Annotated in this window: 17 protein-coding genes and 3 pseudogenes; 4 read left to right on the forward strand and 16 right to left on the reverse strand. The window is 45.0% G+C overall.

The window, feature by feature from the left end:
* Positions 1-127: 127 nt before the first annotated feature.
* From Y71_RS30975 to Y71_RS04450, 16 genes and pseudogenes are all read right to left on the reverse strand, one after another.
* Positions 128-325, reverse strand: a pseudogene (locus Y71_RS30975) (PAAR domain-containing protein); the annotation flags it as partial.
* A 10-nt stretch (positions 326-335) separates the two neighbouring features.
* Entirely contained in the window at positions 336-797 is a 462-nt protein-coding gene (locus Y71_RS04385; RefSeq protein ID WP_007370269.1) for a PAAR domain-containing protein, read from the reverse strand.
* Positions 798-914: 117 nt separating this feature from the next.
* Positions 915-1,124: a hypothetical protein gene (locus Y71_RS04390; protein WP_007370270.1), complete on the reverse strand. Its 210-nt coding sequence runs from the start codon at positions 1,122-1,124 to the stop codon at positions 915-917.
* Positions 1,118-1,207 (reverse strand): annotated as a pseudogene (locus Y71_RS30620) (tyrosine-type recombinase/integrase); the annotation flags it as partial. The pseudogene Y71_RS30620 and the gene Y71_RS04390, both read right to left, overlap by 7 nt.
* A gap of 59 nt (positions 1,208-1,266) precedes the next feature.
* Positions 1,267-1,338, reverse strand: a pseudogene (locus tag Y71_RS31075) (hypothetical protein); the annotation flags it as partial.
* Positions 1,339-1,523: 185 nt separating this feature from the next.
* Entirely contained in the window at positions 1,524-2,360 is an 837-nt protein-coding gene (gene yjeJ / locus Y71_RS04400; protein ID WP_081120699.1) for a YjeJ family protein, read from the reverse strand.
* Between the two features lie 13 nt (positions 2,361-2,373).
* The gene (locus Y71_RS04405; RefSeq protein WP_007370272.1) at positions 2,374-4,488 is read right to left on the reverse strand and encodes a peptidase domain-containing ABC transporter; all 2,115 of its coding nucleotides are present in this window, start codon (positions 4,486-4,488) and stop codon (positions 2,374-2,376) included.
* Positions 4,481-5,764 carry an HlyD family secretion protein gene (locus Y71_RS04410; RefSeq protein WP_081120700.1) on the reverse strand — a complete coding sequence of 428 codons (1,284 nt, stop codon included), beginning with the start codon at positions 5,762-5,764 and terminating at the stop codon, positions 4,481-4,483. The genes Y71_RS04405 and Y71_RS04410 overlap by 8 nt, the downstream gene beginning before the upstream one ends.
* Positions 5,765-5,831: 67 nt before the next feature.
* Entirely contained in the window at positions 5,832-6,173 is a 342-nt protein-coding gene (locus Y71_RS04415; RefSeq protein ID WP_035889618.1) for a hypothetical protein, read from the reverse strand.
* A gap of 227 nt (positions 6,174-6,400) precedes the next feature.
* Positions 6,401-7,366, reverse strand: coding sequence for a fimbrial protein (locus Y71_RS04420; RefSeq protein ID WP_007370275.1), 966 nt, complete (start codon positions 7,364-7,366; stop codon positions 6,401-6,403).
* Between the two features lie 20 nt (positions 7,367-7,386).
* Entirely contained in the window at positions 7,387-9,888 is a 2,502-nt protein-coding gene (locus Y71_RS04425; RefSeq protein WP_035942068.1) for a fimbria/pilus outer membrane usher protein, read from the reverse strand.
* Between the two features lie 91 nt (positions 9,889-9,979).
* Positions 9,980-10,651, reverse strand: a complete 672-nt coding sequence (locus Y71_RS04430) for a fimbrial biogenesis chaperone (protein WP_107147143.1) — start codon at positions 10,649-10,651, stop codon at positions 9,980-9,982.
* A 56-nt stretch (positions 10,652-10,707) separates the two neighbouring features.
* Positions 10,708-11,265, reverse strand: coding sequence for a fimbrial protein (locus tag Y71_RS04435; protein ID WP_007370279.1), 558 nt, complete (start codon positions 11,263-11,265; stop codon positions 10,708-10,710).
* Between the two features lie 770 nt (positions 11,266-12,035).
* Positions 12,036-13,178, reverse strand: a complete 1,143-nt coding sequence (locus tag Y71_RS04440; RefSeq protein WP_007370280.1) for an ABC transporter permease — start codon at positions 13,176-13,178, stop codon at positions 12,036-12,038.
* Positions 13,175-14,086, reverse strand: a complete 912-nt coding sequence (locus tag Y71_RS04445) for an ABC transporter ATP-binding protein (RefSeq protein WP_007370281.1) — start codon at positions 14,084-14,086, stop codon at positions 13,175-13,177. Before Y71_RS04445 ends, Y71_RS04440 begins: the two co-directional genes overlap by 4 nt.
* Complete coding sequence (locus tag Y71_RS04450) at positions 14,083-15,039, reverse strand: HlyD family secretion protein (RefSeq protein ID WP_007370282.1); 957 nt, start codon at positions 15,037-15,039, stop codon at positions 14,083-14,085. Before Y71_RS04450 ends, Y71_RS04445 begins: the two co-directional genes overlap by 4 nt.
* 965 nt (positions 15,040-16,004) lie before the next feature.
* On the opposite strand from Y71_RS04450, the gene Y71_RS04455 reads away from it, so the two are divergent.
* From Y71_RS04455 to Y71_RS04470, 4 genes are read left to right on the forward strand one after another with little or no spacing between them, the layout of a single operon-like run.
* Positions 16,005-16,898 (forward strand): oxidoreductase, encoded by an 894-nt coding sequence (locus tag Y71_RS04455; protein WP_007370284.1) that lies wholly within the window; start codon positions 16,005-16,007, stop codon positions 16,896-16,898.
* Positions 16,899-16,928: 30 nt separating this feature from the next.
* Complete coding sequence (locus tag Y71_RS04460) at positions 16,929-17,441, forward strand: P-loop nucleotide/nucleoside kinase family protein (RefSeq protein WP_007370285.1); 513 nt, start codon at positions 16,929-16,931, stop codon at positions 17,439-17,441.
* Between the two features lie 38 nt (positions 17,442-17,479).
* A complete protein-coding gene (gene yjdI, locus Y71_RS04465) occupies positions 17,480-17,710 on the forward strand; it encodes a 4Fe-4S mono-cluster protein YjdI (RefSeq protein ID WP_007370286.1) in 231 nt (76 codons plus the stop codon).
* An 11-nt stretch (positions 17,711-17,721) separates the two neighbouring features.
* A complete protein-coding gene (locus Y71_RS04470; RefSeq protein ID WP_007370287.1) occupies positions 17,722-17,994 on the forward strand; it encodes a GNAT family N-acetyltransferase in 273 nt (90 codons plus the stop codon).
* The last annotated feature ends 29 nt before the right edge of the window (positions 17,995-18,023 follow it).

The following is an 18,023-nucleotide window of genomic DNA, read 5'->3' on the forward strand; positions in this document are numbered from 1 at the left end:
GCGCTGTCGCCCAAGAAGGGGTATTCACCTCAACGGTGCCAGGCGCGATAAGAAAATTAGTACCCTGTGGACAACCGCAGTGGATTTCTGCACCGTCCACGGCGACTGCGGCGCTATTTGAGCAGCGAGGATCACCGCTCACTATCACCCCCACTTTCCCGCATTTCGGGCAAGGGGTGGTCTTATCGCCGATATAGAGTTTCCACTTGCCCATGACAGACATACCGGGGCGGGCGGCAATACATTGTGCGCCTGTAGATGTTTTATCTCCATGTAGACCAACGTTCTTACCGTGAACTGTGCAGCCTCTGTTAACCGATGCCATAGTGACCGCCTTATTTCAGAAAGTTTTCTGGCAACGATTCCCCTGCTCGGACTACTCTTCTTCCGGCATTCTGTGGGCTACTGATAATTTCGTCGCCGTTGTCGAGTAAGCTACCGACAAGAGCGGCGGAGTCACCAGAGGTATTGCCTACTCCAGTGCTGATTTTCGCGGTGGTTCCATCTGGATAACGAACTTCATCACCCACAAGAGATACATTTAGGCGTGTTCCGTCTTCAATTTCGATCTGCTGCCCGTTGTATTCACTGATAACCGTTCCCCCGTTGCGGGTTAAGCTACCCTCTGTAGCAATCAGATAAGCGGCTGTAACTGGGTGAGCGAGGTTGTAGGCGTTTCTTTCAGCGATCAGATTACGGGCTTCTTCGTTCATTTCCGCGAGCTGTTCAGCTGTTAATGGTGACTGGTCAAATGCTGCCAGCATTTCGGCGGTGAGTTCATTGGTGTATTGCTTCATAAGTCCCTCTACTTGCTATGGAAATAATTTCAGTGGCTATTTTACAAGCAATGACCACATGGGCAACAAGTATTAGACTTAAGCAAAATTATGTTTCGTAACAACCAGTAAAGGGGGTTACTCCTCCTCAAAGGTCATTGTGTAGCGGCATTGCTGCGACGGTCTGATCGTCACTATCTCCGTATAATTGGCGTTGCTGTATACGCAAATCTTCGCGTTGCCTGTCTCCTCTTCATCACTGAGAATCAGGGTTATCTGTCCGGCATTCGCCAGGGCTGGTAATAGCGCCACTATCAGCACAATCAAGTGTTTCATATCGATCACCATTCTAAAGAAAACTCCTCTGTTAAATCGTCCTGCACGTCCTGACCGTACCCGATGTAATACATGGTTGAGCGCGGATCTGTCTGTCTTCCCATTCTAATAACAGGTGGTTTCTAAACCGTCGAGCCTCATTGAAATCGCGGGTTGAAGTGGTTTTGCGCCACATCCGGCACGGATATAAAAATCTGAGGTACTTCGGGACGAAGATCTGAAACATCCAGATTCCATCTTTTCGCTTGTAAAGGTAAGCCTGGCCCTTGATTGACACGATAATGATCCTCTATTATCACGTAATCAGTTACCTATGCTGATCGCAATATCGTTATCTGTCAGTAGGTTACAGAAGTGGAATGGATTTTTGTTCGATTCCCTTCGCCCGCTCCATATTCCTCTGTTAGCCTGTTATCCCTGCTTCGTTGTCCGATGCTCTATATGCGCGCGTAATAGCGTTTCCATACTCTCATCGCCCGCAGGTATATCCAGTCGGGTATGATCGATACTCATAGTGTGATTCTTATACGGCACGAAAATTTTATTATTATGCAATAAAATTTTTGCAATGAACTCAATACGACCTGTCGGAAATGCAGGTTCTGCTTTAATGATCGCGCCACAGGCAATTGTGCCATCAGGCTGGATAAATAAAATGGAATGAAATGTGTCGAAAATCTCTGATTTCCAGTCTGGCGCCGAAAATTGATTGTAATCGATCCCTTTATTTTCATCCTTATTAAAGGTGGTGACATAAAACGGGATAAAGTCATTCATAGTCAAACACAGTGCCATTAATTGCTCGTTACCCGCATTCTGGATAGTGTTTGTCAGCAGACTGAGAACATATTCTATTTGCGTATAGTCTAAGACCAGTAACAGATTTTCACCATTCTGTAATAAAAATAAGAAATTAATTCTGTCCTGCCGCTGCTTGAGCACAAAATTCGTTACGCAACGTTCAGCACTGGTGCTTTGTACCTCATCGAGAAAAATTGCCGGAACATGGGTGCTCAATGTTTGTGAGTGAGCGTTCACCTGCTCACGAATCTGGTCTGGCGATTGTTGGTAGAGCCGATGCAAAGAGCGGTAACAGCTAAACAGAGCAAACATCACCTCCTGCAACTGATTAGGTGGCAGTAAAAGTAACTGCTCGCTATCGGTAGAATCAATCACTTTCAGCGCAATTACAGGTACACCATCTGCCGAGTTGATAACTCCCGTGTTTATTCCCTTTAACATATTCATTTATCATTCTCCTTTATAGCGATGATATTTTGGAAAGATCAATAACCCTGTCTGCACAGGCAATAGTAGACGGACGGTGAGCCACAATAATGCGCGTAATATTTAATGACTCAATCGCGTTGTTAATCATTCTTTCATTATTTGCATCAAGATGGCTGGTGGCCTCATCCATAAATAAAATATTAGGTTTCTGATAAAGTGCACGAGCGATCAATAAACGTTGTTTCTGACCACCAGAGATGCCACTGCCTAATTCACCGATAATCGTCTCGTAACCCATTGGCATGCGCATGATCTCTTCATGGATATTGCACTTTATGGCACATTCAATAATCAGTTGCCGATCGGCATTATCTTCAAAGCCGGAAATATTATCGGCAATAGAACCTGAAAAAAGGCGATCTTCCTGCAATACACAGGCAGTACAAGCGCGGTAATTATTTACACCGATTTTTTTGACGTCAAAATCACCGACGAAAATATCTCCCTGATCGGGTGTAAGCAGGCCGGACATCACTTTCAGCAGAGTGGTTTTACCAATTCCGGAGGCACCCGTTAATGCCACGGATTCGCCCGCGGCAACGGTAATATTCACATTGGAAAACACCGGCCTGGTCAATTTGTCATATTGATACGACAAATTCTGCACCTGCAGCGGGACGCCAGCGCTGTCCTCGAAAACTTTCCGCGGCGGTGATTCCGCTTCCGGTTTGCTGAAGATAATTTCTGAAATACGCTCGTTATGCAGCGATAGCATCTTGAACTGCATTGCCAGGTCAATAAGCGACGAGGCGCGCTGGGCAAACTGGCCACGATAGGCGTTAAACGCCATAAACATACCGATGGTCATGGTGTTATCCATTACCATCAATGCGCCAAGCCACAGAATAACTACCTGATCGACAGAGTTGATAAAAGTATTGATACCGCCGAATAACATATCAAAGCGCGTCTGCCTCAGGCTGGCGTTGCTGACGTCGATATTGGTATTGAGCCAGTGCTGAGAACGGCGGTTTTTAAGGTTCAGTGATTTTATGGTCGCAATACCGTACAGCGTCTCCATAAAATGGGAACCCGAACGCGCGCGTTTAACGATCAGCTCTTCGCTGATCGTACGGTAAAATTTGTAAGTGATAATACGCATTGCCGCGTAACACACGGTAAAGCCGAGCACGACCCAGACCAACCAGCCACCGTACAGACTCATCATAATCAGTACGCCCACGGTCATAATGGAGTCGATTGTTCCCATCACAATGTTATTTGTGAAGGTGGCGCGGATGGTATCCAGAGAAGAAAATCGTGACTGGATATCGCCCAGATTGCGCTTTTCAAAAAAGGCGAGCGGCAAACTCAACAGATGATCAAAAAAGCTGGTCTTCCACTGTATATCGGTTAGCGTATTCAGCTTCAGAGATACCCATGCCCTTATCATGCTGACTGCGGTCTTGAATAGGGTAAAAAACAGCAGCCCGGCGCAGATCACCAGCAGCAGGTTGTTGTCATGGGCGGTGATAACGTGGTCGGTGACCAGCTGCGTGCCCATTGGCATGAGAAGGTTGACCGCCTCAATGACAATGGAAAGCATAAAGATTTTACTCAGCGCCGATTTCAGGCCAACAATATTGCACATTAAATCCAGTAAGTTGAGCCGCGAGCGCTGTTTTTCCTGTGTAAAATGGCTGTCGGGCCACGCTTCGAGGGCGATGCCGCTGAAATTCTCAGACATCTCTTTCTGATGAATAACGCGCCGACCCATTGCCGGGTCGTTAATCACGAAACGTTTGCCTTTTATCGCGACCAGTACCACAAAGTGATTCAATGACCAGTGCAGGACACAAGGAAGGCGTAGCTCTTTTATTTCATCCATGTCGAGTGAGAGGGCGCGTGTTTTCAACCCTGTCGTCTGCGCAACCTGGTTAAGATCGGTTAACGTTGCCCCTTGCGCGGGCGAACCATAGCGATTGCGAAAATTAAAGAGATCGATGTTTTTACCGTAGTAACCGCAGATCATGGATAAACAAGCATTGCCGCACTCTGCCGCTTCAGACTGAATAATAACGGGTACTTTATTTCTAATGGAGAAATTGATTCTTTTAAATATAGTATCAATAATGGCTTTATTCATTTTTTGGCCCTGTCAAACTCTGTGCAACTTTATACGCGGGCGAGAACAGCCACTGATAAAATGGTCTTTCTTCCATGAAGACAATACTTTTGGCTTTCAGGCCATTTGATAATGCTAGTTTTTTATTTTTATAAATAAATTCATTTTCTTTGATATCTATTATTGCTTTGTAAAGTGTAAGCTGTGAATTGGTGTTGGTCTGGCCTGCGCTATATTCAGACAGTTCTCGCCGTGTTGCCGGTATGGATGATATTGATTTTATCTTTCCAGAGAACTGTCCAAATTTATCTGAAGGGAATGCATCATAGCGGATATTCACAGTGTCGCCGATTTTCACATAAGGCAGGCTGTTATCGGGAAGCCATAATAATAAGTAGTACTTAATATCTGTTAATTGTTTGATCTGGGCCAGACTGCTTCCTGCATCAACCATTTGGCCAGGAGTAACAGCAATGGACTCCACTCTGCCAGCAATGGTCGATTTTACCAGAATTTTTCCATTAGCATTCGTTTCAATGAGCTGAGATTGGAAATCACTCAGCTGGTTATATTGCGATGCAATCTGGTTATCCAGTTCTGCAGATTTAACCGTAATATCACTGCGCGACTGGGTGAGTTGTAGTTCAAGCTGCATTTTCTGCGTCGATAATGACTGAAAGGCATTCTGCTGCTGCACATAAAGTGAATGCTGGTTATTGTACTGATCTTTGTTAATGAGCCCTTTCTTCAGGTACTGATTATAGTTCTGAAGCGCGCCCTCCATTTTCGTTAAACCCTGCTTCGCCGTAGTTAGCAGCCCATCAGTTTCCGCAAGTGAACGCTCATAACGCTGGATTTGCCGTTTTGTTGTAGCGATAAAATCATCTTTGTTCACTTTCAGTTTATTGATGATTTCTTCGGCATTGGCAATTTTAGCCTTTATCATCGAAATATTCGTATCGGATACATTACCCGCATTGGTGCTTTTAGATACATCCAGTTCAAAAAGCATATCGCCTTTTTTAACCGTATCACCAACCTGAATAAATTGTTGAGATATAAAACCCATCTGAGGTGATGAAATATTTAATGGATGGGGGAGGGTAATCACTTCACCTACAACATCGATGCGTTGTGTGAATTTAAAGAAGCAAAGCATGACGATAAGAATTGCCATAAAAGCGATGCAGCACGCTGAAATAATAAAAGGTGATACGCCTTTAAATAAAATGACCTTGCCTTTCCAGTAACTTCGTTGGTGATCGACGGCTTCTTGTCTGAATAATTTCTGGCCCATTGGCATATTACCTGGAGGTTAAAAAAGGCCCGAACATGTCGGGCCTGGATTCAGGATTAAAACTTAATCACGGAACAAAAGTACCGCTGAAAAGACCATCCAGGAATTTTTTAGAATATTCCCAGGTTTTGTCGAAACCTACAATCGTTGCGCCAACTGCACATGAAATGCTACCGATAATACCGGCGCCAATCATACCAACACCCTGTCCGATTGAACCAATACCCAGCAGACCGCCGCCGTCACCACCATGTTTACCACCAATGGCGGCACCACCAGCAAAACCCATAGCTGCGCCCATAGCTGCGCTTGCAATGGCTTCAACAGTGTTACTAAAAATAGAAGTCCAGTTATTCCAGGAATAAGCCCCAGACACATTATTCATGTCTTGAACAGATAATGTTTTCATAGTTTACCTTAAGTGTGTTTTCAGATAATTGTAGTATTGCAAATTTTTCAACTGACAAAATTCAGCGTTCGGTAATGAGTCCCGTGCTGATAGTCGTTATTTTCAGGATGTCATATCTTAAAAACAACTTAAATTTTGTGAAATCCAGCCATTTAATATTTAATGAAGTCTCTGAAAATACTTGTTGTTAAATAACATGTGTGTTGTTTAAGACTTTAAAAAAGAGGCTAACGCTCGTTAATTGTAATAGTCATCCCTGCATTAGCCTGGCCTGGTGTAATCATGGATGAGATTTTTTTGTACCTTGCAGCGAGTGAGATATAAATTTCTGTTTCGTTGTTCAAGTGATATTTAGTTTCTTTTGCAAATTTTAATGGTACGTGGCTATAGGCATCAACAATCTCTACTGCAACACCTGTCGCCGGATTGGCAACGTTTGAATCGATGTTTAATAGACCATCACCGCTGCTGCCATGGAGCGCATCAAACTGGACATATGCAGGAACAGAATCCGCCTGGCAGGTGAGTGTTAATGTAAAAGGAACATCTTTAGATGTTGGATTTATATCACGCAAATTAAGTTTTCCCAGGTTAATCGTGCGATTATAGCTGCCATCAATAGTGCAACTTTTAAATTTTAATGTTGAACTGTAGGCAGAAACTGTCATAACAGTTACCCCGTCCATCGAATATGTTGCTACAGGACCATTGGGCATACTTCCGGAGCCAATCTTACCAACTTTAATAAAGTCAATGCGCGTGTAACTGTTACTTGTCCAGTCTGAGGTTTGTGGTGCTGTAGGCCAGGCTTTATTGGGAACAACTCTGTTAGGTTGGTAGAGATCGCTGATCTGAATACCAAGCCCCTCTACACCCGTCGAATAAATATTCCCTCTTGTATTGCTACCAATAATCGTCGAGTATGCCGGGCCCATTGATGAAATATAGGGGCGTTGCGCAGTGGAATTGCAACTCCATTTCCTTCCCGAAGTATCTATATTGCGGGTCCATAATATTTCCCCTATGGGGGCATTAGGATCAATGGCAATTAATGGACTATTCAGACGGTACTCGAGCTTATTACCTTCCACTCCCATGCCAGAAGCTATGGCTCGACATCCAACAGCCCAGGACGAAGCAGAATGGAATAGTGATAACATCACTACGGATGTGATAAAAATATATCTCTTCATATATTAACTTTCCTGAAATCTTACTGGCAGATAGCCTCAACTTGCTGGATGCCAGTTGGTGGCGTAGGGGTGTCACGGAAGTCGTAAGAAGCTTTGCACTGTTTATTGGCTTCATTGCCCCATTTCGCGAGAAGAGAACCTTGTTCGCTCAGACCAGTTAAATAGACTTGCCCATCTTCACCCACGAAGTTGGACTCGTTATTTTCTGCATCCTGTAGCGTTACTGTCGCACCGAAGGGGAGAATTTTTCCTGAACGGTCCAGTAATCTGATGAATCCTTTTATCCCCACTTTTCCGGCAAAACTTGAACGCACAACCGCCCCGCGCGTCGGTACAACCGTTGCAGTGTTGCTGTTCAGTTCCATGTTATCGGGAAGCGTCTCGCTGTTAAGTACAATATCGTTCAGGCGATACGGGGTAACATACGGCACCACGGTATAACCCCGGAAATCTGTCTTCACGCCGGTATGATTTGACACACTGGTTCCCGCCGCTCCCGGTGCTTCAACCAGAGCCACGCTTTCCCCAAGCGACTGGCTTAACGTCAGGCCGCGTTCATGGACAACCATTCCCCCTGAAGCGCCATAGCTGAAGCGGCGTGACTGCTGGCTGTAACCATAAGAGGAAACCAGTTCGCCATACGTTCCCTGCCAGGAGAGATCGAGGTTGCCGCTGGCATTCGATTTATTCCCATAGCCCTGCTGGATGCTCCAGTTGAGGTTATTCTCTTCAAGCGCGGTACCGGCCAGACCAGCCATAAACGAGGCCTCACCAGGCCTGGCGATATTCATGTTATTAAAGGCATAGAGACTATGATTTGTGTGCAGCCACTGATCGAAAGGAAGACTAACCGTCAGGCTAATTATCTGATCATTGTACGTTTTCTCGAAATGCCCTCTGTTCTGTATGGATCGCACGTAGCTATAGTTCAGGCTGTAGCTAATGTTGTTCCAGCTATTGCTGTAGCTGGTACTGATCGATCTGTTTTGCCGGTTATTATCCCAGTAATCTTCAACGACCCCGCCTACGGAAACGTAGCCAAGGCGATCGCCAATGTTCTGGTTGATATTCATTTCGGTGCGGTTTCTGACACGATACATCTGATATCTGCGGTGATCATCGCGGTACGTATTCAGCACATCAGCGAGCGTATAGAAACCAGAGGTTGAGTATCGATAACCCGCAATAGCGAAATTAGTACCTGTCTGGGTAACATTTTTGCTATAGCGAATACGCCAGGATTGGCCATCACTTTTATCGGTATCCTGTTTTTTTGACCACGCCTGCGTCACGTCAACTGATACTGCGCCAATTTTTCCCATATTTTTCCCAATACCGGTAGCCAGAGCCTGATATTTCGACGCAGCCTGAATCCCGCCGTAGAGGGTGGCATTAAACGGTAGACCATAGCTGGCGTTGGCCTGTGTAAAGGGCGTTTTAGCAATACTGTTGTCATAGGTGCGATAAACACCAGAGGTCAGGCTGTACTTGAGACTGCCTTCCCGGCGCATGATGGGTAGCGAGGCGTAAGGCACCGTGAAGATTTGCTGACTACCATCGGACTCCTGGACGGTAACTTGTAAATCGCCATTAGAGTTCGTTTGGTACAAATCATCAATTTCAAATGCACCAGGAGAAACATAAGTTTCATAAATCTGGTAACCGTTTTGTCGAATAACAATTTTGGCATTACTTTTAGCAATACCCCGGATGATTGGAGCATAGCCAGTAACGTTTTCGGGAGACATTGTCTCGTCTGTTGCCAGTTGCATACCCGTAAAACCAACGCTGTCGAAAATATCCCCGGGTGACGTACTCTGTCCTAAAACGAGAGAGCTACGTAACGGAATAATATCGCGCTGCGCGTAGGTATAAATGTTATCCCACGAATCATTATTTCGATAATTATCGGTTGTTCTTGACCAGGTAGAATAATGACGTAAACGCCATGCTCCAATATTCAGACCTGGCCGCAGGTTCAGATGGTAACTATCCTGTCTGGCAGAGGTTTGCCTGGAACTTGTCTGGCTGGCCAGAAATTTATAATTTAGCAGAAATGCCGGAATCCCCTGATCAAATTGTTCAGGAGGAACAATATTCAGGTTTTTACGGACTAATGCGGCTTGAGGTATGCTTAAATTAAGACGTTGGTGTTCCGTATCATACTGTGCCGTAGCTTCTGGAATAAGTGAAAGAATATCACAACGCTGAGGGTCTTTTGCCAGCCATGCATTCTGCTTGATGTAATTTTCATTTAAACCTAATGAAATCAATTTTTGCAGATTAAGGCAAGGAGACAGCTCAATAGCATCGCTTGTTTCATCTTTCTGGGCCCTGAATTCAACGTCACTTGTTTCAATTGCTTTACCATTTAACCAAATGTCAACACGGTAGGTACCAGGGATCTGGCGCAATCCCATGTCAAAATAAGAGAGGTCGCCGACTTCATTTTGCTGATCGCTATTTTTTAAAAATTCAGGGTTGAAGAAGCTTTTGGCTGCGACACAATCTGAAAAAAAAATGACACAAGAGTAACGCGAATCAACAGGCTTAACCCCGTCTTATAATTGGCGCTGAAAGACTCATCTTTCATTTTTATAACCTCATGTATTACTATAAGTTTTTCCTGTGGAGAGGGCCAGCCGAACCATAATCATTTATGATTTTCCAGCTAATTTGATTACCATTGATGGCACCAATATCAAACCAGGTATCTGTAAAAGGGGCTGCATAGTTTTTATCTTTCAGCTCAATGTCTTTATCATTGATTTTGATAAACATGAAATTCTGATAATACGGACCAGGATTTGTGACTTTTAATTTATTACCCGTTCTGCTCCAGATTAATTCCTCAGTTCGGTTCTCTGGTGTTTCTTTTTTCAAAGCTGTAGGGCGATAAATAAGTTTTAAACGATTGCGGATTGCAATCTGCAACGTGTTGCTGTCCGGCATGCCGCCTGGAATAGATTTTGCGTTAAGGAAAAAGAGCGATTCCCGGTCGACTGGGAGTTCTTTTACCAGTTTAAAAATACGTAACGCATTTTTTTTATCACCGTCAAGGCGAAATAATGGCGGAGTTACTAAAAAATCACCGGTTTTCACTCCATCCTGATTTTCAACCCAGGATTGAATGAGATAAGGCACTGACCCTTTATTTTCGATGTCGATGGAGACTTCTTTTTTCCCTTCTTCATAAATGATGCGCGTACCGCCAAGCACCACGCCAGCCTGTGCCGAAGCGCAGCAAAAAATAAGGGAAAGTGCATATGCAGATATTTTGAGCATGGTTAACATCTTTTAAAAAAGAGGCCTGTTCCCTCACGAGAACAGGCCAAAGGTGATTAGTAGTTAACGGTAAAGGTCGCAACAGAGTTAGCCGGACCGGTGGTTACCGTATTTTGAGTCTGGATGTATTTGGCGTAGAACGGCAGGGAGTTGGTGCTGCCTGCGCCAGTGTTGGTAATGGTGTACGGTGCGGAAGCTTTAGCCAGCTGGATAACATTACGATCTTTATCGTACAACTGGATGCCAACGCCGGTAGCGGAATTAGCGCCTGCGGTCAGAGCAAGTACAGTGTCGTCGCCATTTTCGTTCTGACCATCAAACTTGAAGGTTACAGACGTTATGGTAGACGGGCAGTCATCCATTTCGATGGTGAAGCCAGTGCTGCTTGCAGAACCGTCAACAGTTGAACCAACGCCTTTAAAGGAAGTTTTTACAACTTTACCCATATCAACGTCGCCAGTCGTAGCGCTTGAACCGTTAACGGAAGTGTTGCAACCTGCATCGGTAATTTCACCGGTAAAGTTAATTGTACCGTCAGCTGCACTTACAGAAGAAATAGAAGATAATGCCAGTACAACAAATGATGCCAGTGCGGTAGTTTTCAGATTTTTCATAACATAGTCCTTGTTTAATAAAGATGACGAATCTAATGATTATCATCAGGTATATAAAAGATATATTTGTGTAGCGCGTCAGAGATAATCGCAGGCTGTTTTATCATTTTTATTGTCGCATTCTTTTATGCGGCATTATGATTTGCAGCTACGATATTTTACATTTCGAAGAATCATCTCGTGATTGCAGTGAGAATTCTATATGCAGTTTTTTATATTGCAAAGATGTCTTTTCTTAGTTGTTCTATTTTTAAGAAAATTATTATCTGGTCACAATTGTCTGTATTGGTTCTTATCTAAAAAATATCTTCATTTTCAATAGCTAGATTAAGTTGTGGAGGGGGCGTGCAGGATTTTTTATACGTGTGTTTTATATTTATTTAAGGTCATTTCATAATGGTTTACGAACTAAATATTACTTTTTGTTTGGTTATTATAGTGAATGGTATTCTTTGGCGGAAAATATTAATGCACCAAATTATAGCGTCTTGCAGAAGATGATTTTGTTTGACTGGGGTAATTTTGATTTGCGGCTATTCATAGTTTGTTAAAAAGGCAAGTGATGAAGCTCGTGTGATAACTGAAGAGGTGATAAGTGTGATTTGATTGCCTGATATAGAAGGGAGGCTGGACGAGTGCCAGGCATCCGATAAGTATTTTCATAACGGATGCTTGAGTTATTTTCTGCATTATTGACTGGTGTGCTCAACACACAACCATATTATGGACGGGGAAAAATAAGAGCAGATAATGCGTTTACCAATGATGATCTAGAGCTTTTTAACCACACGATGAAAAAGAATGCAACAGAGTAACGATAAGAATACGGTAAGAAATAACAGCGACATGAAATCAGGTGACATTTCATTCAGAGCGTAACCCTTCAGTATAATCCCTCTGACAAGGCGTAAAAAATATGTGAGCGGAAGCACTGAACCCAACAGTTGCGACCAGAAAGGCATGCCATAGAACGTGTTCATGAAACCGGAAAGCATGGTCGATAATAAAAAGTAAAATGAAGCCAGTTGCATCACCTGGAGCTGACTTTTCGTGACCGTAGAAAATATGACGCCGATTGCCAGACAGAGAATGATGAAGATCGTTAGCAGCAATGCCAGGGAAATAAACGATCCCATGATCGGAACATCCATGACATAAACCGCCATCATAACGATAAACGCAGCTTGTAACAGACCAACACAAAAATAGGGGAAAACCTTACCCAGCATGATTTCCCATGCGGTGACTGGCGAATTGATGATGTGCATGATGGAGTCTTTCTCTCTTTCACGAATGATGGAAAGACTGGTCATCAGAATCAGGATCATGGAGAGTATGACCCCCGCAAGCCCTGGTACAATATTTAGACGGGTTATTCCCTCCGGGTTATAGAGTTTATGCACTACAACATCGACCAACTGTATGTTCTCTTTTTGCAGACCCGGTAAGTTTTTCGTATCGTGTCTGAACACATCGTTAAGCAATGTTGTCAGTGCCTGTGTAGCGTTTGCTGTGGCAGCGGGATCGCTGGCATCGGTCTGGACTAACAGCTGTGGCTTCCTGGCGGCGATGAGATCTCTGGAAAACCCGGCTGGAATAATGACGACCAACTGCACTGCACCTTCACGAAATAGCTTATCGGCCTCTTGCTCACTGGTAACCCGCTGGATGGCAAAATAATCCGTATTGGTCATCCCGGTTACCAGCGTACGGCTGAAGGAAGAGACGTCGTGATCGATCAGCGCGGTGCGTACAAATTTAGGGTCAGTATTTACCGAAAAACCAATAATACAGAGGTTGATTAACGGAATCGCAAAGATCATCAGCAAGCTGACCTTATCGCGGCGTAGCTCGAAGAGCTCTTTCACGATAATTGCCATGACGCGCTCGTATATCAATTTTAATTTATTCATATTGGTACAGCCTGTTTCATCAAATGTGCGAACGAATCTTCAAGTGTGGTGGCAGTTTTTTCAACGTGGTAGTTATCGGGCAAGGCGCCAACAATAGTATTAAGTGTGTTGCTCTGTTTGCTGGTAACAAACAGCGTGTTGCTGAAGATCACTGTCTGTTCGATCTCGTCGATATCGCTGAAGCGGTATTCCAGATCGTGCAGATTCGGACCTTTAATAGCGAATGTTGTCAGCCCCTGGGATTGAATAATGCTTTCGGCCGAACCAGAAGCCAGCAAATTACCATAGGACATCCACGCCAGATGGTTACAGCGTTCAGCCTCGTCCATATAGTGCGTGCTGACCAGAATCGTCATGCCTTTGCTGGAAAGATAATGCAAAATTTTCCAGAATTCCCGGCGGGCATAGGGATCGACACCCGCCGTCGGTTCATCCAGCAATATTATCTTCGGATCGTGCAAGATGCTGGCCGAGAGCGAGACGCGTTGTTTCCAGCCGCCGGATAAATGGTGCGTCAGAACATCCCGAAAGCGCTGTAGAGCAAATTCGTTAATAAGCTCTTCGACGCGTTTTATCGGTTGGGGAATATTCCGTATTTTGGCCAGAAATAGCAGGTTTTCCCGGACCGTAAGATTTTCCCACAGTGAGAAATACTGCGTCATATAACCGATCATCGGTTTAATGGACTCTCGCTGCTTAAAAATATCGAAATCAAAACAGCTACCTGAACCGCTGTCCGGCTTCAGTAGCCCGCACATCATGCGCATTGCTGTTGTTTTCCCGCTGCCATTTGGCCCGAGAAAACCGGTGATTTTACCGGTAGGGATATTCAGCGTGAGATCTTTCACGACATGCCTGGAGCCGAATGACTTATTCACGTTCTGAAGTTTGATGCAATAATCCATCATAATATGACCTCGACGGGCTGACCCGGATGGAGCTTTTCATCCGGTTCGATCGGCATCGCTTCGATCATAAAGACCATTCGCTCTTTGTGCGCAGAGGTGAAAATAACCGGTGGCGTGAATTCGGCTTTGGGCGAAATATAGGTCACTTTTGCTGGCACCGGTTCTTCACGGCCTTCGATTTTGACTGCGATTAGCATACCCTGCGCGATTTTATAAAGCTGAGGGGTGCGGACAAAAAAGCGGATTTTAATGGTATCTTCCGGCAGTAATGAGATGAGTGGCGCGCCAGGTGAGGCCACTTCGCCAGTGTGATACATAATGTCGTAAACCTTGGCGCTACCGGTGCTGCGTAAAATGCGTTTGTTCAGCGCGATTTGGCTCTGTTTGACCTGTAATAAAGAACTTTCCACTCTGGCCTTTTGAGCCTCAATTTGATCGACGCGCGAAGGCAGGGATTTATTTTTCAGTTGGGAGGTCAATTCCTGCACTCTGTCCCATTTCATTTTGTTATCTGCCTCGGACTGCTCAAGTTCCTGCTCGGACACGTAGCCTTTGGATTGCAGCTTCTGGTAGCGGCCAAATTTCGAACGGGACACTTCGGCGTCATGCTGCGCCTGTGAGAGCTGTGCTTTCAGAATTTCCAGTTCGGTATCGCGACCGCCTTTACCCAGATCGGCCAGAGTCGAGACCTCGCTTGCATGCGTTTGATTCGCTATTTCGACCTGTTTTTTTTCATAATCATCATCCAGAACAATCAACGTTTGTCCTGCAGCTACATTTTGGCCACGCTTAACCATCACTTTTGAAATCAGCGCGGAACTTTCAGACGAAATATAGACGAATTCACCTTCAATATACCCTTGCAGATTTTTTTTATTTTCATCACGGCAACCAGTGATAAAAACCAATGCCATACAATATATGGCGGTCATTTTATGAGAAAAAAGTTTCATAGCATTAATTATTTCATAAATTCAGTAAATGTTAGGTGTATTATTCAGACTGGTAATGTTATTCGATTTTTTTCAGATGCTGCGGGCCAGTCTGAGTTATTCATCGCTTCAATTAACATAGATTCCGAATCAAGGTCGGGAGCGTGAGCGTCGATACTCAATAAAAGTGAGCCACTCTGCGCTCCATCAATTCGTAACAAAGGTTGTTCGTGGGAACATAAAACCCCAGGTTGTCAGCGAAACCATCATCAGTATTATTGTCATGCTTTGTTAACATTATCAGTGTGTTATAAAATAATGCGCTGTTTCTTCTTCTCCGTGATCTTTGTAATTGAATACTCCCACAAATATCTTCCTTGTCAAATGTCAATAGGGACAAGCTCTGTTTTCGACATCAATAAAAACAGAGTAGTAACAATTTAGCTGTTGCAATACCAGGATGATATTACAGGCGGAGTAACGAGATCAATTAAATTAAACTTCATTCACAGCATTTACAGACATACTGGAATGATGCGCAGATGTTTATTATGACGTTTTTTCTATCATGATTTTATATAGTTACGAATATTTTACAAATCTAAACTGATATGATTTTTTAAATGGTTCTTAATTATTTGTCTGTAATTGGTTATGAGGTTTTAAGAACTAATAATTAAGATTTTTTCGAGCAAATGAATGGGTAATAAATACGAATATGTTGTTGACGCTTTTCTCTCTATCCTGTCATGAGCCCATTGCTGACCACAGGCCTTTGACGCGTTATCGAAACAAGGGGCGGCTGAGAGCATCTGGCGTAAACTTGTAAAAAAGTTGTATTAGATTAAGCGTATTCATAACCACCAGACAATGCCGATTTGAGCGTGATAAGCAGAGCATCTGTCACCGCGTTGATTGCCGGTGGTATTGTTTTTCATCCTTTTATACAGACGCAAGGGCAGTGAAAGATCATCTGGAGGAAGTTCATGATTTCTGAAAATCCTAAAGTGGCCCTCATTGGGCCGGGGGCCATCGGAACGACTGTGGTTGCGGCCCTGCACGAAGTAGGTCGAACTCCTGTAATTTGTGGACGTACGGCGTATCCTCAGCTCGAATTACGTTTTGACGAGGGGCGCATTATTGTGCCGGGCCCGGTGTTGACCGAGCCTGCCGAAATCAAACAGCCGTTTGATCTGGTGTTTGTCGCAGTGAAGACAACGCAACTGGACGCCACCGCGGCCTGGCTGAATGTTTTGTGCGACGAGCATACGGTGGTTTGCGTGTTACAAAATGGCGTTGAGCAGAAATTACAATTTGCCGCTTATGTTGCAGGTGCGACGATTCTGCCATCAGTGGTATGGTTTCCTGCGCAGCGAGAACCCGATGCTTCTGTCTGGCTGCGTGCTAAGCCGCGCCTGACATTGCCTGATACGCCAGCGGCCCAACGTGTGGTCGAGGTGTTGCAGGGCACGCGCTGTGAAGTCGATCTCGCTGCTGATTTCACCTCTATTGCATGGCGCAAGTTGTTGCAGAATGCGGTTGCGGGCTTGATGGTGCTGTCAGGGCGTCGCGCCGGAATGTTTTCACGCTCCGATATCACAGAGGTGGCATTAGCTTATTTACGCGAATGTCTTGCGGTGGCGCGTGCGGAAGGTGCGGTATTAAGTGATGACGTGCCGCAGGAGATCGTTGATGTTTTTCATCGTGCACCGGCGGATCTGGGTACCTCTATTCTCGCTGACCGCCAGGCCGGACGAGTGCTTGAGTGGGATATCCGTAACGGCGTTATACAGCGGTACGGGCGGAAGCAGGGTATTCCAACGCCGTTAAGCGATCTGATTGTGCCGTTGCTTGCGGCGGCCAGCGACGGGCCAGGTTGATAAAAGTCGCGTATATATAAAGGAGAAACGATGGCGCATTCTGCACCAACTCTGCATATCCTGTGCGGCAAAATTGCGTCCGGTAAATCAACGCTTGCCGCTGGGCTGGCAAAAACACCGGGCACCGTGCTCTTAAGTGAAGATCGCTGGCTGGCGTTGCTGTTTAAGGATGTGATGAGCAGCGTAGGGGACTACGTTCACTACTCGGAAAAACTCAGGAGCGCTATCGGTCCGCATACCGTTGCACTGCTTAAAGCGGGTGTCAGCGTCGTGCTGGATTTTCCTGCTAATACGCTTGCCAGTCGCCAGTGGATGATGTCTTTGATTCACACTTCGGGCGCAGCGCATTGCCTGCACTATTTGCCGGTGGCTGACGAGGAGTGCAAAGCGCGATTGCGGCGGCGGAATGCGGCGGGTAACCATGATTTTGCTGCTTCTGATGCACAGTTTGAAGCGATCACCCGCTACTTTGTTGAGCCGGGTGCTGAAGAAGGATTTCATATCTTGCGTCACGATATTCACAATCCCGTAACAAGGTTATGATGTCTTCAACACCCGATAAAAACAGCGGAGGCAATGTCGTGGATAAAGATCTACTGGACGCGGGTTATCGCGTGTATACCGGTGAAAAAATTGATGTTTACTTCAATACGGCCATTTGTAAGCACTCAGGAAACTGTGTACGCGGTAATGCGAAGCTTTTTAACCTGAAACGTAAACCGTGGATCATTCCGGACGAAGTGGATGTTGAGACGGTGATCAACGTGATTGATACCTGCCCAAGCGGTGCGCTCAAATACCGCCATAACTGAGTGAGAAAAAGATGGAAATACTGGAAGGTCACAACAAATTTTACGTCAACGACGCCCAGGGCGTTCAGGTTGCCGAGATTGTATTTGTGCCGACGGGCGAACATCTCAGTATTATTGAACACACTGATGTTGATCCCAGCCTGAAAGGGCAAGGCGTGGGTAAACAGCTTGTGGCGCGCGTGGTGGAAAAAATGCGGGCCGAGAACCGTAAAATTATTCCGCTGTGCCCGTTTGCCAAACACGAGTTTGATAACACTCGTGAATATGACGATATCCGCGCATAAAAATGTGCACCGGTGTTAGCCGGTGCACA

Source organism: Kosakonia radicincitans DSM 16656, assembly GCF_000280495.2.
Classification (GTDB): domain Bacteria; phylum Pseudomonadota; class Gammaproteobacteria; order Enterobacterales; family Enterobacteriaceae; genus Kosakonia; species Kosakonia radicincitans.

Coding starts and splice junctions, on each gene's coding strand:
- Y71_RS04405 (WP_007370272.1), bottom strand. CDS start 4,488: ATGAATAAAGCCATTATTGATACTATATTTAAAAGAATCAATTTCTCC.
- Y71_RS04445 (WP_007370281.1), bottom strand. CDS start 14,086: ATGATGGATTATTGCATCAAACTTCAGAACGTGAATAAGTCATTCGGC.
- Y71_RS04440 (WP_007370280.1), bottom strand. CDS start 13,178: ATGAATAAATTAAAATTGATATACGAGCGCGTCATGGCAATTATCGTG.
- Y71_RS04410 (WP_081120700.1), bottom strand. CDS start 5,764: ATGGGCCAGAAATTATTCAGACAAGAAGCCGTCGATCACCAACGAAGT.
- yjeJ (WP_081120699.1), bottom strand. CDS start 2,360: ATGAATATGTTAAAGGGAATAAACACGGGAGTTATCAACTCGGCAGAT.
- Y71_RS04435 (WP_007370279.1), bottom strand. CDS start 11,265: ATGAAAAATCTGAAAACTACCGCACTGGCATCATTTGTTGTACTGGCA.
- Y71_RS04460 (WP_007370285.1), top strand. CDS start 16,929: ATGGCGCATTCTGCACCAACTCTGCATATCCTGTGCGGCAAAATTGCG.
- Y71_RS04420 (WP_007370275.1), bottom strand. CDS start 7,366: ATGAAGAGATATATTTTTATCACATCCGTAGTGATGTTATCACTATTC.
- Y71_RS04385 (WP_007370269.1), bottom strand. CDS start 797: ATGAAGCAATACACCAATGAACTCACCGCCGAAATGCTGGCAGCATTT.
- Y71_RS04450 (WP_007370282.1), bottom strand. CDS start 15,039: ATGAAACTTTTTTCTCATAAAATGACCGCCATATATTGTATGGCATTG.
- Y71_RS04390 (WP_007370270.1), bottom strand. CDS start 1,124: ATGGTGATCGATATGAAACACTTGATTGTGCTGATAGTGGCGCTATTA.
- Y71_RS04415 (WP_035889618.1), bottom strand. CDS start 6,173: ATGAAAACATTATCTGTTCAAGACATGAATAATGTGTCTGGGGCTTAT.
- Y71_RS04470 (WP_007370287.1), top strand. CDS start 17,722: ATGGAAATACTGGAAGGTCACAACAAATTTTACGTCAACGACGCCCAG.
- Y71_RS04430 (WP_107147143.1), bottom strand. CDS start 10,651: ATGCTCAAAATATCTGCATATGCACTTTCCCTTATTTTTTGCTGCGCT.
- Y71_RS04455 (WP_007370284.1), top strand. CDS start 16,005: ATGATTTCTGAAAATCCTAAAGTGGCCCTCATTGGGCCGGGGGCCATC.